Source organism: Virgibacillus sp. 7505, from assembly GCF_002272135.1.
Classification (GTDB): domain Bacteria; phylum Bacillota; class Bacilli; order Bacillales; family Amphibacillaceae; genus Terribacillus.
Genome location: NZ_NPBF01000017.1, coordinates 14,578 through 30,873, shown reverse-complemented (window position 1 = coordinate 30,873; position 16,296 = coordinate 14,578). Strand labels below are relative to the sequence as shown.

Sequence of the window (16,296 nt, the reverse complement as noted above, 5' to 3'; positions counted from 1 at the left end):
AGGATTAACTTAGAGCTCCGGTATAGCTTTCCATCACACTTTTATGGAGATTCTTCCAGCCAAGGAATCTCCTCTCTTAATAAAAGGACGTCATGTACTTGTACCTTCATCGCTTTTCGCTATAAATCTAAGCGTTAGTATAGATAAAAAAGCGGATTTTGTCAAACATCCGTCTCCTTTGCTGTATCCAAGCAGGCTTTGATTATTGTGAGACAAGGAACAGCAGCGATCATACCGATTATACCCCCAAGCTCCCCGCCTACTAGTAAAGCAAAAATAATAAGAAGCGGATGGATATGGATGCTTTTTCCGACGATGAAGGGAGAAAGCAGGTTCCCTTCTATCAATTGAATGATAAAAACCATTATTCCAGCAAGGAGAGCCGTTTTCGGACTGATAGTTATGCCGACGAGTATAGCAGGAACTGCCCCAATGATCGGACCGAAGTATGGGATGATGTTCGTTGCTCCTACCAATAAAGCGAGCACCAAGGAATATGGCAGTTTGATCAGCGTGAATGCAGTCCAAGTCAGAAGACTGACAATGCAGCTCACAAGCAGGACTCCGCGAATATAGTAGCCTAGATTATTATCTATACGCAGCACTAAGCTTTTAACTCTGCTGCGGTAACGGCGTGGCAGCAGCGAGAGACCGGCATTGCCTATTTTATCCGTATCTTTCAGCATATAAAAAACGATGACTGGTGTAACGACAAGAAAAATGACTACTTGCGGCAGCTTATTCCATATATGCAAGAGATCTTTTAGAAACACTTCTGCTCGCTGTTCCAAGCCTTGTAAAACAGCGTCCATTTGATCATGTACAGTTTCCGGCAGGAACGCTGTCCGTTCATACATGAATTGCACATAATGATCATAGCGCTGTGTCAATGCCGGCAAATTATGACTGAATTCCTTTACCTGACTGATCAATACCGGGAAGCCTTTGTAAAGCAGGAATCCAGTAAGACCAAAAAACAGCGTATATATAACCAAAATGGACAGCCAGCGCGGCAGTCGCCACGACGCAAGAAAATCGATGATCGGATGAAGCAAATAAGCAATCAAACCTGCAATGATGAAAGGCAGGAATAGTCCGCCTAAAAATAGGAGAAACGAGCGATAAAATGGGTATAGCTTGATCAGCAGAAAACAAAGCAGCAAGGCGACGACTATCGTCACCATCCAAAGGAGAACACGATAAAGACGGGATGCCTCTTTCATATTACTAGAATGATGCGCCGTCGCATTTCCGTTCTTCATCTGTGAACAAATCATCAAGGGAACTTAACGAGCCATCTTCCTCTACTTGATGCAGGGAGAGCATTTCATCTTTATACGACAATTCAATAAAACAGCCCCAGCAATAATATTGTTCCGGTCCTATCTTTCCGATATCTTTGCTGCTGCAATTCGGACATTTCAACATGTTGGATCACTCCAAATCCTTTTTACATGTTAGAATGTCCAATTATTTCCTTGTATATACTACATGAAATCGTATGGAGAGATATCTTCCTGCTCTGCTTCTGCCTCACGCAGCATCCGATCGATGTCATCCCCAGCTTCGTGGAAACCACCCAGATGTTCCACGAGGGAAGTATAGCGTTGGTTCGTATCTTCTGTTTGAATTCCTTGCAGAAATGCCTGTTTTTCCCCAACTAGAATCAAAGAACGCTGTGCCCTCGTAATCCCGGTGTACAACAGATTTTTGCGGAGCATTCTGCGATATCCTGGCACGACAGGCAAAATAACGATTGGAAATTCACTGCCCTGGGATTTATGGATCGAGATACAATACGCATGCATCAAATTCGATAAATCCTTGCTTTCGTAGACGACTTCCTTCTCCTCGAATGCAACAACAAGCTGCTCCTTCTGCTCGATATTTTCTTCTTCGCGGAACAAAGCGACAACTTCTCCAATGTCTCCATTGAAGACACCTTCTTCCGGATCATTGACAAGCTGGATGACCTTGTCACCTTTTCGGAAAATAACGTCTTTTGCTGCCATTTCCCGCTTCTGCTTGTCCTTTGGATTGACCAGCTGCTGCAGCTGCTTATTCAATTCATGAATACCTGCCTGCGAACGATACATCGGAGCCAGCAGCTGGACATCACGCATATCCCAGCCTTTTTCGACGGCACGGCCAACAATCTGGGTGATGACATCTACCACTTGATGCTCCCGGCAAGGAATGAAGTTGAAATCCTTGTCCTTTTCCAGTTGTTCTTGTGATAATGTCCCGTTCTTGATAGCATGGGCAATCGTGATGATTTTGGAGCCTTCTTTCTGTCGATACACATCTTTCAGCATCACACGAGGTACAGCCTCTGAACGAAGTAAATCCGACAGTACCTGCCCTGGACCAACCGAAGGCAACTGATCTTCATCTCCGACAAGCAGTACTTGCATATCATCAGGAATAGCTTTGAACAATCTGTTTGCCAGCCAAATATCGACCATGGAAAATTCATCGACGATCAGCAGCCTTCCAGCTAGCGGATTATCTTCATCCCGCTCGAATGAGTCGTTACCGTCCCAACCTAACAACCGGTGGATCGTGCTGGCCGGAATATTCGTTGACTCATGCATCCGCTTAGCCGCACGTCCGGTTGGAGCAGTCAAGACGAATGGATAACTCTCATCTTTATCTTTATAGTCATTTGGATCAAGCGAAAGTTCGTGTATTTCCGCATACGCTTTGATGAATCCTTTGATAACCGTCGTTTTACCTGTTCCAGGTCCCCCAGTCAAGATCATCACCTTCGATTGCAGCGCCTGCTCGATTGCTTCGAACTGTTCTTTCCCGTAACTGATCGTTTCCGCTTCCTCAAGCTTGCCAATTATCTTCAGGAGCTCTGCCTGAACAATTTCCGTCTCAGTATCTTTCTCCGTTAAGCGCTGCATATGGCTGCAAAAACCAGTTTCCGCAAAGTAAAGCATCGGATGGTAAACACGATTTTCCTGTTTGACAACCTTTTTCTGTGCATGCAAAACACCAAGCTGTTCTTCGATTTGGTCTGCACTAATACCGAATTGCGCACTGCGAAGTAGGACTGCTGCCTGTTTTAGCACTTCTTCATTCGGCAAATAAACATGACCTGCCTGCATGCTGTCTTGCAGCACCATCAAGCATGCGGCTTGTAGCCGGCTGTCATGGTCCATCGCCAGGTTATTCTTACGAGCAGCTTCATCCGCCCGGTGGAATCCAAATCCCTCAATATCAAATACATATTGGTACGGATCCTTCTCCAATACTTTGATTGCTTCATCCCGGTATACTTTATAGATTTTCTGGGCAAGCTTCAGCCCGATGCCGTACTTCGACAGATGCACCATCACGTGGTCGAAGCCTTGATGTGTACGAAGGTCGTGGAGGAAGCGCTCCTTCTTCTCATCGTTCAGTCCCTGGATACCATCCAGCAAATCCGGATTCGATAGAACATCCGCTATCGCATTTTCACCCAGCTTCGCTACAATTCTCTCCGCAATCCGCTTTCCAATTCCATAAAACAGATCACTGGATAGGTATTGGATGAGCCCGTCCTTCGTTTCGGGTACATACCGCTTGTACTCCGTCACTTCATACTGTTCACCGAATCGTTTATGACTGACCATCGAACCATAAAACAGATAAGGCTCGCCTTGGTCCAATTCTCCGATATATCCTTTGATGACGATATCCTTTTCTTCGATCGTCTCGTTGGTTTCCAATACCTTGATCCGGATAATGGAAAACTGTTCTTCTTCTTTCCGGAAAATCGTATGCAATAATTCACCTTTCACAAAGCCTTTCGGGCTTTCGGCAGTCTCCCCATATTCCATACGCCTGTGCTCCTTACTCTTCGTTCTCGATTTGCTCCATAATCAGTTCTATTTGCGCCTTTCCGTGCATGGCCATCTCATGATCAGGCTGTGCTTCGAGCGCTTTATCCATATATGCGAGCGCTTGTTCAAACTGCTGCTGATACAAATACGCGACACCTACATTATAAAGGGCATCACTATGCTTTGGACTCCATTCCAGCAGGTCAAGCAGCACTTGTTGTGCGGTATCGATTTCCCCTGCGGTTGCAAGTGCCAATCCGTACTGGAAAACGATAGCAGCATCGCGATCCTCAAGCTCTGCGGCACGCTGCAAATAAGGAAGTGCAAGCTTTTCCTGTCCAGACTGCTGTAAGGACATACCAAGGAGATAATGAACATCCCCTTCATCCAGACCGAGCTTCACTGCTTCCATCAGCTGCTGAATTGCTTTCTCATACATTTCACCAGTATAATACATACTCCCCAGACCGTAATAAGCAGTTGCAGCTCTCTCATCAAGCTCAATGGCACGGCGGAAGAAGCGTTCTGCTTTCTCTAAATCATTCATCCGCATCAGCAAATTGCCAAAATTGACATATCCAACTGGATCGTTTGGGTTTTCTTCGATAGCTATATTAAAATGCTTGGCAGCTCCCTCTAAATCCTGCTTCTGCAAAGCTTCTATTCCTGATTTAATATGATCCATTCCTTCACTCCTCTATGTAAGGGAAACCCTTGCCATAAGACAAGGGTTTCTGTTTTAACCGACGTATTCAAGCTGTTGTTCGTTCTTGATGATATCATCGATCGTACCGCCGCCAAGACATACATCCTCATCATAGAAGACGACTGCTTGTCCTGGTGTTATTGCGCGCTGCGGTTCATGGAAATCGACGCGTACTTTGTTTTCACCGATCGGTGTTACCGTCACTTTGCTGTCTTTTTGACGGTAACGGAATTTAGCCGTTACCGTAATCGGTTCTGCTAGTTCTGTTTCGGAAACCCAGCTCATATCAGTAGCGATCAAGGCATCGGAGTACAGACTGTCATGATCGAAGCCTTGTTCTACATAAAGAATGTTTTCTTTCAGGTTCTTTCCGACTACGAACCATGGTTCGCCTTCGCCGCCGATACCAAGACCTTGACGCTGTCCGATTGTATAATACATGAGACCGTCATGTTTCCCTTTCACAACCCCATCCAATGTGGACATGACACCAGGCTGTGCTGGCAGGTACTCGCTTAAGAAGCTCTTGAAATTACGCTCACCAATGAAGCAAATACCAGTGGAATCTTTTTTCGTCGCAGTTGCAAGATTGTTCTCAGCTGCAATACGGCGCACTTCTTTCTTGTCCATTCCGCCTAGCGGGAACATAACTTTAGAAAGAGTTGATTCTGTCAGCTGGTTCAGGAAATACGTTTGGTCTTTGTTTTCATCCAGACCGCGGAGCATAACAGTTTTACCGTCACGCTCTTCGACTTGCGCATAATGTCCTGTAGCCAAATAGTCGGCTCCAAGAGACATCGCGTGATCCATGAAAGCTTTGAATTTGATTTCTTTGTTGCACATAACATCCGGGTTCGGTGTACGTCCAGCTTTGTATTCTTCCAGGAAGTATGTGAATACTTTATCCCAATACTGCTTTTCGAAGTTCACCCCGTAATATGGAATACCAATTTGGTTAGCAACTTTTTTAACATCTTCGAAATCTTCTGTAGCGGTACAGAAGCCATTTTCATCCGTATCATCCCAGTTTTTCATGAAGATGCCGACTACGTCGTACCCTTGCTGTTTGAGCAAAAGGGCAGCAACGGAAGAATCGACACCGCCGCTCATACCGACGACGACACGAATATCTTTGTTTTCTTTCATCTTTGTCACTCCTTTCCTTTTGTTAGACGTTTTATAATAGCAGCGACTGTCTGGGCAGCCTCTGCGACGGATTCAGCTGTGTTGCCATATCCGAAACTGAAACGGATACTGTTTGTAACACGGTCATCTTCACCGTACATCGTTTTCAGAACATGCGACGGATCGACGGAGCCTGCTGTACACGCACTGCCGCTGGATACAGTAACACCGGATAAGTCGAAGTTCATCAGCAGAGATTCTACATTAGTCCCCGGAAAACTGATATTGACTATCCCAGCGGATCGCTGACCTGCCTCTCCATTGATGAAAAAGTCGATTCCTGAAAGCTTCAATTCAGAAATGAACGTATCTTGAAGCAGCTGATACGCTGCTTTACGTTCCGTTCTTTTCTGCATTGCCAATTCTGCTGCTTTGCCAAAACCGACGATGGAGGCGACATTTTCTGTTCCCGCACGGCGTTTGCGCTCCTGCTCCCCGCCATAGGTGATTGGCTTGATACGCACACCATCGGCTGCATACAAAGCGCCTATTCCCTTTGGTCCATTGATTTTATGTGCCGATACACTCAAAAGATCAACTCCGAGCGTATGGACATCAATCTCCTCGGTTCCATAGGCTTGGACAGCATCTGTATGGAAATAAGCAGGATGGGATTGTAGCAGATCACCAATCGCTTGGATTGGCTGCATGACACCTGTTTCATTATTGATCATCATCACAGAGACAAGTATCGTGTCCGGTCGTAGTGCTGCTTGCAGATCGGCAAGCTTAATTGCTCCAGACGCATCAGCAGGCAGGTATGTCACCTCGAAGCCTTGACTTTCCAGATAGTTGGCTGCATGTAGTGTAGCATGATGCTCGATTGCAGTCGTAATAATATGCTTACCTTGTTCACGGCAAGCATTCGCCACACCGATGAGTGCCATATTATCCGCCTCTGTCCCCCCGCTCGTGAAGATGATCTGTTTATCTGTTGCACCGATACTTGCTGCAACCTTCTCACGTGCAACATCCACGATATGGCGTGCTTCCCTTCCGAATGCATGAACACTGGACGGATTGCCGAATGTGCCCTCCATGACCGGAATCATCGCCTGGATGACATCCGGGTGCATTGGAGATGTTGCCGCGTGATCAAGATAGATTGGTTTCATAACTGCTTGCCTCCATTAAATATAGAACATATACGGATCCTGGCTCTCATCATCTCCATGACGGCATAGATCCTCTAAAGTTGTCGTATCCAATACGTCCCTGACGGCATCGCGGATGCGCAGCCAAAGCTGCTGCTTAGCCGGCTCCTCCTCTTCAATCCCCTCAACAGGTGTGATCGGACCTTCCAGCGTACGGATGATATCGCCGGCCGTAATCTCTGATGGGGCTGATGCGAGCATATAGCCGCCCTTGGCGCCACGGATACTTTTGACCAGACAGGCATTCCTAAGCGGTGCAGCGAGCTGCTCCAAATAATGCTCGGACAATTTATTTTCAGTCGCAATGGTCTTCAAGGAGACTGGTCCTTCTCCATAATGCTTTCCTAATGCGATCATGATAGTTAATCCATATCGTCCTTTAGTCGATATTTTCATCTCTTAAAACTCCTCATAACTGCCTCAGTAATGTTCGGTTTTCAAAACAATAACGATTATTATACCAGAAAATATTATAACATGGATAGCAAGTGGCTTGCATTTTCCCCGGTCGCTGGATACGCTAAGACAAGCAGAAACAGGATGGAGGAATAAATATGGCCAGACAACCATTAGCATATCGCATGCGGCCGAAGGATATCAGCCAGATCATCGGCCAAAAACATCTCGTCGGTGAAGGTAAGATGATCCGGCGGATGGTGGAGGCGGACCGTTTGAGTTCGATGATCCTTTACGGTCCTCCAGGTACGGGGAAAACGTCGATGGCCATCGCGCTTGCTTCCAGCGTCCAGATTCGGTACAAGCTGCTGAATGCGGTAGTGGACAAGAAAAAGGATATGGAAATCGCGGTAGAAGAAGCGAAAATGAGCGGCCAGCTCGTTCTCATACTGGATGAAGTTCATCGTCTTGATAAAGCGAAGCAGGATTTCCTTCTTCCGCATGTCGAGAGTAATTTGATTACATTGATCGGGTGCACAACGAGTAATCCCTATCATTCTATAAATCCGGCAATCCGAAGCAGATCTCATCTGTTCGAACTGAACAGTCTGGAACCGGCAGATGTAAAAGAGGCACTTCAACGCGCAGTGGATGATCCTGAACAAGGGCTGGGCAGCATGCAGCTGGATATAACGAAAGAAGCATTGGAGCATTTTGCAAGTGCATCAGGAGGAGATTTACGGGCAGCGTTGAATGGGCTGGAGCTTGCCGCGTACTCTACACCGGCACAAGATGGGACTGTCCACATTGATTTGGAAGTAGCAGAAGCTTGCATGCAGAAGAAAAGCTTTTCTCATGATAAAGACGGTGATGCCCATTATGATGTACTGAGTGCTTTTCAAAAATCCATTCGAGGCAGCGACGTCAATGCAGCTTTACATTATCTGGCTCGTTTGATCGAAGCAGGAGATCTCGACAGCATCGGCCGCCGGATGATTGTGTGTGCCTATGAAGATATCGGACTCGCCAATCCGCAAGCCGGCCCCAGAGCTTTAGCAGCAGTAGAGGCAGCTGAACGCGTAGGCTTCCCCGAAGCACGTATTCCTTTGGCAAATGCAATCGTAGAACTCTGTTTATCTCCTAAATCAAACAGCGCGTACAAAGGCATCAATGCTGCGCTGTCGGATATACGGTCAGGCAAAGTCGGCGAGGTTCCTGCTCATCTGAAAGATGCCCATTATCAAGGGGCTAAACACATGGGCCGCGGAGTCGGATACCAATACCCGCATGATTATCCAGGAGCTTGGGTAGAGCAGCAATACTTACCTGACCTTCTTAAGAACAGAAGGTATTACGAACCAACTGACACCGGTAAGTTTGAACAAGCTCTCAAACAAGTCTATGAACGCGTAACAAAAAGAAAATAAGGTTATAGGTATACGGGCAGCAGTCTGTGGCAACAATAGGGCTAACAGTTTTTATTACTTTCTATGTTTGTAGATTAACAGATAAGAAATGGAGTGTTAGCCCATATGGTTAAAGTAAGACAAGACGCATGGAGTCATGAAGACGACTTATTGCTGGCCGAAACTGTGCTTCGGCATATTCGGGAAGGTAGCACTCAGCTGAAAGCCTTCGATGAAGTCGGAGACAAACTGAATCGCACCTCGGCAGCTTGCGGCTTCCGCTGGAACGCAGAGATTCGCAACCGCTACGAACAGGCTGTTGCTATAGCCAAGCGCCAGCGCAAGGAGAAAAAGCGCGCAGAACAACGAGCGCAGAAACCAGCTGCTGCACCAATTTATCAGCCTGCACCGGCAATGTCTGCAATAGAAACACAACAGGCTTTCCCAATTACAATGGATGAAGAAACAGCACGTTTCGAAGCAGAGATTGCACAAGAGACATTCATTGTCGGTGAACATACTGAAAGTGAAACAGAAATCGACAGCAGCCAGCAAGCGGATGAGCTGAACCTATCTCAAGTAATCAGCTATTTGCAATCAATGGAGCAAGGTTATCAAACTAGTGAAACGAATCGGCATACCATTCATCAGCTGGAAGCAGAGGCCCATAGTCTCCGACAAGTAAACGCACAGCTAACAGAAGAATGCGAGAGCTTAAAAAATCAGCTGAAAACGATGAAAGCTGATTATCAGGTGCTTATCCAGATCATGGATCGTGCTAGGAAAATGGTTATCTTCGACGACCAGGATGCCTTCGCACCCCCAGCTTTCCGGATGGACAAAAACGGCAACTTGGAACAAGTAGCAAAATAAAAAGCAGCACATACCCCAGTAGGGTGTGTGCTGCTTTGTTCATTTTTAACGGAAAATAGCAATCCCGATCGTGCCGTCCTATTGAAGTTTTGAACCCGCTCTCCGCAGGTGGGTGCCCTGATTCGCACTTTATGCGTCCACTCTATGGAGGCTTGCATGCCGCACGAAGACTTTCGGGCTCCCGTACTTCATTGTAATCGGTCAAAACATATGAAGAACGTACACATCAGGATTGCTATTTGTTTATGGAACTATATTAGCATGGATAAACAGAGTTTTCAACTGGAAAGTCTGCCTATTATGCTTCCTGCCCTGCTGATTTTTTTTGGATATCCAAATACAGCTCATCCAGCTGCTTTTTGCTTACTGGATCTGGAGCATCTGTCAATGGATCGGTCGCAGAAGCAGTTTTCGGGAATAGGATTGTATCCCGAAGGTTCGTGCTGTTGGATAGCAGCATGATGAAACGGTCATAACCAAGTGCAATTCCGCCGTGTGGAGGAGCTCCTGATTCCAAAGCATCCAGCAGGAATCCGAATTGTTCCTGTGCTTCTTCCTTCGTGAAGCCAAGCACTTCGAACATCCGGTTTTGCAGATCCATTTGGTAGATACGCTGCGAGCCGCCTCCCAGTTCATAGCCATTAAGGACGATGTCATACGCTTCTGCTTTGACAGAAGAAGGATCTGTTTCCAGCTTATCGATATCTGCTGCCGCTGGCATCGTGAATGGATGATGCGCTGCATAATAACGGCCTTCTTCTTCGTCGTATTCGAATAAAGGCCAATCTGTCACCCAAAGGAAGTTGAACTTGGTTTCATCGATAAGTCCAAGCTCACGACCAAGTTTATTCCGTAATGCTCCTAAGCTATCAAAGACCACCTTCGTCTTATCTGCAACAAATACCAGCAAGTCGCCCGCTTCAGCAGAAAGAACGTCCTTCAGCTGGCTCTGAACAGTTTCGTCAAGGAATTTCGCAATTGGTCCTTTCAAAGAACCGTCGGCTTCTGCTTTGACCCACGCAAGTCCTTTCGCACCGTATATCTTAACAAAGTCAGTCAACGCATCAATATCTTTCCGAGAGAAGTTCGCCGCCTGTCCTTTCACGTTGATTGCACTGACGCGGCCGCCGTTTTGGATTGCATCTTGGAATACTTTGAAGTCAGCAGACTTCACTGCTTCTCGTACATCTACCAATTCAAGCCCAAAACGTGTATCTGGCTTATCAGAACCGAAGCGTTCCATTGCTTCTGCGTAAGGCAGGCGCGGGAATGGCACTTGAACTTCAACATCCTTCACTTCTTTCATGACACGCTTCATCATACGTTCTGTCATGCCGATGATATCTTCTGTGGACATGAACGAAGTCTCGATATCGATTTGAGTGAACTCCGGCTGACGGTCCGCACGCAAATCTTCATCACGGAAACAGCGAGCGATCTGATAATACTTCTCGAAGCCTGAAATCATGAGCAGCTGTTTGAATAACTGCGGAGATTGCGGAAGCGCATAGAACTCACCTGGGTGCACACGGCTTGGTACAAGATAGTCGCGCGCTCCTTCTGGTGTGCTTTTTGTCAGCATCGGCGTTTCCATCTCGTAGAATTCTTCTTCGTTCAAGAAATTGCGGATCGCTTGCGTTGCCTGATGGCGAAGACGGAATGTCTCCTGCAGCGGTTTTCTCCGCAAATCCAGATAGCGGTATTTCAAGCGGACATCCTCGGATGCATCCACATCATCCTCGATTTGGAATGCCGGACTCTTTGCTTTGTTCAAGATACTGATTTCTTCTGCAACAACTTCGATTTCTCCAGTTGCCATGTTTGGATTTTTCGTAGCATCTTCGCGCTCTACAACTTTACCCGTAACACTCACAACGAATTCAGAGCGGATTTGTTCAGCAGTTTCTAATGCTTCTTTGGATACATCAGGGTTGAAAACGACTTGCACGATTCCGGAACGATCCCGGATATCAGCAAAAATCAATCCGCCCAGGTCACGCCGTTTCTGTACCCACCCTTTGATTGTTACTGTCTCGCCTGCATGGCTCGTTCGCAGCAGACCTGCCTTTTGTCTTTCACTCATCCGCTTTTCCTCCATCCAGCTGTTGTTTGATTGTATCAACAGCTTCCTTGATTGCTACTTCAGTCTGCTGTCCTTCCTGCATATTACGCAAGGAGATGACGCCTTTTTCGAGCTCATCTTCACCGAGAACAACAACAAACTTCGCCTGCTGGCGATCAGCAGCTTTGAACTGGCCCTTCATTTTCTTGCCAAGATAATCCTTATCTGTTGTCACACCAGCTAAGCGCAGCTGATATGTCAGTCTTGCAGCTTCTTTTTGGACAGCTTCCTCACCAAGTGCTACGACGTAAACATCTGTTCCAGTCTTAACAGGCAATTCGATACCTTCTGCCTCTAATGCAAACAATAGACGTTCAATACTTAGTGCATAGCCGATACCTGGTGTGGAGGGACCGCCAACTTCTTCGACAAGACCATTATAACGGCCACCGCCCGTGAGCGTTGTTAGGGCACCGAAGCCTTCTGCATTACTCATGATTTCAAATGCTGTGTGGTTGTAATAATCCAAGCCTCTGACAAGATTCGGATCTACTTCATATGGAATGCCGATTGCATCCAGATTTGCTTTAACAGCATCAAAGTATGCTTTGGATTCGTCATTAAGAAAATCATGGATGGATGGTGCGCTTTTTACTTTCGGGTGCTCCCGGTCCTTCTTACAATCAAGAATACGCAATGGGTTCTTTTCCAGACGGTTCTGACAGTCACTGCAGAGCTCTTCTTTGACAGGTGTGAAATGATCAATCAAAGCTGTGCGGTGTGCATCACGGCTTTCTTTGTCTCCGAGCGTGTTGATGATCAGTTTCAATGATTTCAAACCTAACTGCTGATAGCCGCTCATAGCCAAGCTGATTACTTCCGCATCGATTGCCGGATCTTCACTTCCCAAGGCTTCGACACCGAATTGAACGAACTGGCGCATGCGACCTTGCTGCGGCCGCTCGTAGCGGAACATCGGTCCATAATAAAATAGCTTCGTCGGTTGTTCCGGCTGACCGTATAGCTTGTTTTGCACAAAAGCGCGAACGACGGATGCCGTTCCTTCTGGTCTAAGCGTCAAGCTGCGATCCCCTTTATCCTTGAATGTGTACATTTCTTTCTGTACGATATCCGTTGTTTCCCCTACACCGCGAAGGAACAACTCCGTGTGTTCGAAAATCGGCACCCTGATTTCCTTGTAGTTGAATTTGCTTGCCAGATCTGTCAGTACTTTTTCAGCATACTGCCACTTTTCTGATGTTCCAGGTAAGATATCCTGTGTACCTCTTGGCGCTTTCATATCCATGTGATAAACCTCCTCGACTAATGACCCAATCCCCGGATTCCAAAAATAATGACAAAAAACCCCCGTCCCTTATAACACAAGGGACGGGAGTTTTTCCCGCGTTGCCACCCTAGTTGGATACAGCTGTATCCCACCTTGGTCAGTTAACGCCTGCTACGTCACTGTCTACTGCGTTGTTCGACAGTGATCCTAAGGAATGTCTTTCAGTTCGAAGCTGTGCCAGGCGCTTACAGCCAATGACGCCTGATCTCTGTTCACAGTGATTTCGACTTACTCTTTCCCTCATCGGATTTCCGGTTTCTTTAGATTGTAATAATAGTACATGTTTGTAAGAAAGATTGTCAAGATTGTTTTAGTCGTTCTTGTAATTTTTTTCGTTCCATACTGTTTGGTGATCCTGTGAAGTTCGGTATAACCGGATCGTCGATCATAGAAGCTGGCTCACCTCGAAGCCGGACAGCATCCAGCCGGGATGCGGCGAATACATGCTGCTGTGCATCACTGCTACGCAAGCTGATCACACCTTTTTCGGATTTTTTCTCAACTAGTATTCTCGATTCAACCATTCTTTATACAAAAAAACAAGAAAGCATTATGCTTCCTTGTTCGGTCGATCTGCACTGTCCAAGATAATGGTAATCGGGCCTTCATTGATGAGCTGTACGTCCATATGCGCACCGAATTCCCCAGTTTCCACGTGAATGCCTGCTTCGATAAGCTTTTGATTAAATTGTTCATAAAGCTTAATGGCAATATCCGGCTTTGCTGCGTCAGTGAAGCTGGGCCGGCGCCCCTTCCGTGTATCAGCATACAATGTGAATTGGGAAATAGATAGAACTTCACCGCCGATTTGCAGGAGCGACTCATTCATCTTTCCGTCAGCATCTTCGAAGACGCGAAGGTGAATCAGCTTATTCACGATATAATCAAGATCCGCCTCCGTATCCTCATGTGTGATGCCTACAAGCAGCATGAAGCCTTTGCCGATTTTTCCGATAACCTCTTCACGTACAGTGACGCTGGCTTCTTTTGCAAGCTGTGCTACTACTTTCATCTCTTGTGCCTCATTTCTCTATTGCAGCATTCTCGTAACTGTATAAATATCTTTAATTTGTTTGATCCGCTCTACGATTTTCCGTAGATGCCCGATATTATGAATCAAAATTGTCAGATGGATTGTTGCCAGCTTATTCCGGTCGGACTTGCCATCGACAGCAGTAATTTGTGTGCGGGTCTCATTGACAGCTTGCAGTACTTCATTCATCAATCCATGTCTATCAAAGGCTGTTATCTCCAAGTCCACATGATATTGCTTGGAAATGGTGGCATTGTTTTCCCAGTCGACATGCAGCTTACGCGTTTGCGCATCTTCTGTCTGCATATTCGGACAGTCGGAACGATGGACAGAGACTCCCCTTCCCTTCGTTATATAGCCGATAATTTCGTCGCCTGGTACAGGGTTGCAGCATTTGGAAAGACGGACAAGCATATTATCCACACCCTCGACACGCACCCCGGAATCCCGCTTGCGGCTTGAGGCAGCGGATTTGGACGCACTTGCCATCTTCGCTGTTTCAATCGTCTTCTCCATCACTTCTTCTTTTTCATACTGACGGCGCAGGCTCTCAGTTAGTCTAGTTGTAATCTGCGCTGCTGTGATACCTTGATAACCGACAGCTGCATACATATCTTCCTCGGACGTGAAGTTGAATTTCTCAACTACCTTGCGAAGGTTATCCGGTGTAAATACAAGCTTCATATCGAAGCCAGACTGCTTGACTTCTTCCTCGACGAGCTCCTTGCCTTTGGCAACATTCTCTTCCCGGCGCTGTTTCTTGAAGAACTGTTTGATCTTATTGCGAGCATGCGTAGTCTGGGCAAGCTTGACCCAGTCCTGAGATGGTCCATAGGAATGCTTGGAAGTCATCATTTCCACAATATCGCCATTCTTCAGTTTATACTCAAGCGGCTCCATCTTACCGTTGATCTTGGCGCCAACTGTATGATTGCCTACTTCTGTATGAACTCGATAAGCGAAATCAATCGGAACGGAGCCTGAAGGAAGTTCGATAACATCACCTTTTGGTGTGAACACATAAACCATGTCACTAAAAAGGTCGAGTTTAAGTGATTCCATGAACTCCTCCGCATTTTCGGATTCATTCTGGAAATCAAGAATCTCACGGAACCATGTCAGCTTTTCTTCAAATGATTTCTTCTGCGTGCTCGTGTTTAGCTGTTTGCCTTCTTTATACGCCCAATGAGCTGCGATACCGTATTCTGCTATCTCATGCATTTCTTCCGTACGGATCTGTACCTCGAGCGGATCGCCCTTTGGCCCGATGACAGTCGTATGCAAGGATTGGTAAAGGTTAAGCTTTGGCATCGCAATATAATCCTTGAATCTGCCCGGCATCGGTTTCCAGCATGTATGAATTACGCCAAGAACGGCATAACAGTCTTTGATGCTTTTCACAATGACTCGAACCGCAAGCAGGTCATAGATTTCATTGAACTGCTTATGCTGATACTCCATCTTCCGATAAATACTGTACAAGTGTTTCGGCCGTCCGAATATATCAGCATCGATGTTTATATCACTAAGCTGACTGCGGATCTGATCCATCACGTCACCGATGTAGCTTTCCCGTTCATCGCGCTTTTGCTTCATAAGGTGGACGATTCGATAATACTGCTGAGGATTCATATAGCGAAGTGCGGTATCCTCGAGTTCCCACTTGATCGTACTGATTCCGAGTCTGTGTGCAAGCGGTGCAAAGATTTCAAGTGTCTCATTAGAAATCCGGCGCTGCTTTTCAGGTGACAGATGCTTCAGTGTACGCATATTATGCAAACGGTCAGCAAGCTTAATCAGAATGACCCGAATATCCTTTGCCATTGCAACGAACATCTTCCGGTGATTTTCAGCTTGCTGTGCTTGTTTTGATTTGTATTTAATTTTCCCAAGCTTGGAAACGCCATCTACGAGCATTGCTACTTCGGCATTAAAAGCTGCTTCCAACTCTTCGACCGTTACAGGTGTATCCTCTACTACATCGTGCAGGAAGCCGCCTGCAATCGTTTCGGCATCGAGTTCCAGATGAACAAGGATTCCGGCCACTTGAACAGGATGAATGATATAAGCTTCACCGGAACGGCGGAATTGTCCTTCATGCGCTTTTTCGGCGAACTCATACGCTTTCCGGATAAAATCGATATGCTCGTCCGACAGATATCGTGCTGCTTCTTGTATGACCTCTTCGGCCGTGAGAACTTTTTCCTTTGGCATCTCTTTAGTTAAACTCCTTCTCATCGTCTGCATAAGCGACGAGGGTTCTGAACTGTCACATGTTATTTTTATAAGCTTAACAAATATCC

Annotated in this window: 14 protein-coding genes, 1 other RNA gene and 2 other annotated features (1 of these 17 only partly in view); of the genes, 2 read left to right on the top strand and 13 right to left on the bottom strand. The window is 46.4% G+C overall.

All coding sequences use genetic code 11. From position 1 onward, the window contains the following. Positions 1-119, bottom strand: a binding site (T-box leader); it reaches 94 nt to the left of the window's first position. Positions 120-161: 42 nt separating this feature from the next. Genes CHH91_RS05345 through cymR form a run of 7 tightly spaced genes read right to left on the bottom strand, consistent with a single transcriptional unit; the run spans position 162 to position 7,271 of the window. Beyond that, entirely contained in the window at positions 162-1,262 is a 1,101-nt protein-coding gene (locus CHH91_RS05345; protein WP_176465686.1) for an AI-2E family transporter, read from the bottom strand. Continuing rightward, positions 1,228-1,428 carry a hypothetical protein gene (locus tag CHH91_RS05340; RefSeq protein ID WP_093727763.1) on the bottom strand — a complete coding sequence of 67 codons (201 nt, stop codon included), beginning with the start codon at positions 1,426-1,428 and terminating at the stop codon, positions 1,228-1,230. Before CHH91_RS05340 ends, CHH91_RS05345 begins: the two co-directional genes overlap by 35 nt. A gap of 59 nt (positions 1,429-1,487) precedes the next feature. After that, positions 1,488-3,827, bottom strand: coding sequence for an SF1B family DNA helicase RecD2 (gene recD2 / locus CHH91_RS05335; protein WP_095222439.1), 2,340 nt, complete (start codon positions 3,825-3,827; stop codon positions 1,488-1,490). A 13-nt stretch (positions 3,828-3,840) separates the two neighbouring features. Next, positions 3,841-4,515: a tetratricopeptide repeat protein gene (locus tag CHH91_RS05330; RefSeq protein ID WP_095222438.1), complete on the bottom strand. Its 675-nt coding sequence runs from the start codon at positions 4,513-4,515 to the stop codon at positions 3,841-3,843. Positions 4,516-4,569: 54 nt separating this feature from the next. Continuing rightward, a complete protein-coding gene (gene mnmA, locus CHH91_RS05325) occupies positions 4,570-5,682 on the bottom strand; it encodes a tRNA 2-thiouridine(34) synthase MnmA (protein WP_095222437.1) in 1,113 nt (370 codons plus the stop codon). A gap of 5 nt (positions 5,683-5,687) precedes the next feature. Beyond that, entirely contained in the window at positions 5,688-6,836 is a 1,149-nt protein-coding gene (locus tag CHH91_RS05320) for a cysteine desulfurase family protein (protein ID WP_095222436.1), read from the bottom strand. Between the two features lie 15 nt (positions 6,837-6,851). Next, positions 6,852-7,271, bottom strand: a complete 420-nt coding sequence (gene cymR / locus CHH91_RS05315) for a cysteine metabolism transcriptional regulator CymR (RefSeq protein ID WP_095218180.1) — start codon at positions 7,269-7,271, stop codon at positions 6,852-6,854. A gap of 158 nt (positions 7,272-7,429) precedes the next feature. Here cymR and CHH91_RS05310 point away from each other — a divergent pair, with 158 nt between their 5' ends. Both CHH91_RS05310 and CHH91_RS05305 read left to right on the top strand, forming a co-directional pair. Further along, positions 7,430-8,698: a replication-associated recombination protein A gene (locus CHH91_RS05310; RefSeq protein WP_095222435.1), complete on the top strand. Its 1,269-nt coding sequence runs from the start codon at positions 7,430-7,432 to the stop codon at positions 8,696-8,698. Positions 8,699-8,803: 105 nt separating this feature from the next. Then, positions 8,804-9,550 carry an RsfA family transcriptional regulator gene (locus CHH91_RS05305; RefSeq protein ID WP_095222434.1) on the top strand — a complete coding sequence of 249 codons (747 nt, stop codon included), beginning with the start codon at positions 8,804-8,806 and terminating at the stop codon, positions 9,548-9,550. A gap of 57 nt (positions 9,551-9,607) precedes the next feature. On the opposite strand, the gene ssrS is transcribed toward CHH91_RS05305, so the two are convergent. The 6 genes from ssrS to CHH91_RS05275 form a co-directional block, all read right to left on the bottom strand. After that, a non-coding RNA gene (gene ssrS, locus CHH91_RS05300) (6S RNA) lies at positions 9,608-9,786 on the bottom strand. A gap of 62 nt (positions 9,787-9,848) precedes the next feature. Further along, positions 9,849-11,633 carry an aspartate--tRNA ligase gene (aspS, locus tag CHH91_RS05295; protein ID WP_095222433.1) on the bottom strand — a complete coding sequence of 595 codons (1,785 nt, stop codon included), beginning with the start codon at positions 11,631-11,633 and terminating at the stop codon, positions 9,849-9,851. Further along, positions 11,626-12,918: a histidine--tRNA ligase gene (gene hisS / locus CHH91_RS05290; RefSeq protein WP_095222432.1), complete on the bottom strand. Its 1,293-nt coding sequence runs from the start codon at positions 12,916-12,918 to the stop codon at positions 11,626-11,628. Before hisS ends, aspS begins: the two co-directional genes overlap by 8 nt. 76 nt (positions 12,919-12,994) lie before the next feature. After that, positions 12,995-13,213: a binding site (T-box leader), on the bottom strand. Positions 13,214-13,259: 46 nt separating this feature from the next. Further along, entirely contained in the window at positions 13,260-13,430 is a 171-nt protein-coding gene (locus tag CHH91_RS20490; protein ID WP_176465685.1) for a hypothetical protein, read from the bottom strand. Between the two features lie 80 nt (positions 13,431-13,510). Further along, entirely contained in the window at positions 13,511-13,972 is a 462-nt protein-coding gene (dtd, locus tag CHH91_RS05280) for a D-aminoacyl-tRNA deacylase (protein ID WP_095222430.1), read from the bottom strand. Between the two features lie 18 nt (positions 13,973-13,990). Continuing rightward, positions 13,991-16,207 (bottom strand): RelA/SpoT family protein, encoded by a 2,217-nt coding sequence (locus CHH91_RS05275; RefSeq protein WP_095222429.1) that lies wholly within the window; start codon positions 16,205-16,207, stop codon positions 13,991-13,993. Positions 16,208-16,296: the final 89 nt, after the last annotated feature.

Excerpts from the sequence above, each read along its gene's own strand:
- CHH91_RS05345 (WP_176465686.1), bottom strand. The coding sequence starts at position 1,262 with ATGAAGAACGGAAATGCGACGGCGCATCATTCTAGTAATATGAAAGAG.
- CHH91_RS05340 (WP_093727763.1), bottom strand. The coding sequence starts at position 1,428 with ATGTTGAAATGTCCGAATTGCAGCAGCAAAGATATCGGAAAGATAGGA.
- recD2 (WP_095222439.1), bottom strand. The coding sequence starts at position 3,827 with ATGGAATATGGGGAGACTGCCGAAAGCCCGAAAGGCTTTGTGAAAGGT.
- CHH91_RS05330 (WP_095222438.1), bottom strand. The coding sequence starts at position 4,515 with ATGGATCATATTAAATCAGGAATAGAAGCTTTGCAGAAGCAGGATTTA.
- mnmA (WP_095222437.1), bottom strand. The coding sequence starts at position 5,682 with ATGAAAGAAAACAAAGATATTCGTGTCGTCGTCGGTATGAGCGGCGGT.
- CHH91_RS05320 (WP_095222436.1), bottom strand. The coding sequence starts at position 6,836 with ATGAAACCAATCTATCTTGATCACGCGGCAACATCTCCAATGCACCCG.
- cymR (WP_095218180.1), bottom strand. The coding sequence starts at position 7,271 with ATGAAAATATCGACTAAAGGACGATATGGATTAACTATCATGATCGCA.
- CHH91_RS05310 (WP_095222435.1), top strand. The coding sequence starts at position 7,430 with ATGGCCAGACAACCATTAGCATATCGCATGCGGCCGAAGGATATCAGC.
- CHH91_RS05305 (WP_095222434.1), top strand. The coding sequence starts at position 8,804 with ATGGTTAAAGTAAGACAAGACGCATGGAGTCATGAAGACGACTTATTG.
- aspS (WP_095222433.1), bottom strand. The coding sequence starts at position 11,633 with ATGAGTGAAAGACAAAAGGCAGGTCTGCTGCGAACGAGCCATGCAGGC.
- hisS (WP_095222432.1), bottom strand. The coding sequence starts at position 12,918 with ATGGATATGAAAGCGCCAAGAGGTACACAGGATATCTTACCTGGAACA.
- dtd (WP_095222430.1), bottom strand. The coding sequence starts at position 13,972 with ATGAAAGTAGTAGCACAGCTTGCAAAAGAAGCCAGCGTCACTGTACGT.
- CHH91_RS05275 (WP_095222429.1), bottom strand. The coding sequence starts at position 16,207 with ATGCCAAAGGAAAAAGTTCTCACGGCCGAAGAGGTCATACAAGAAGCA.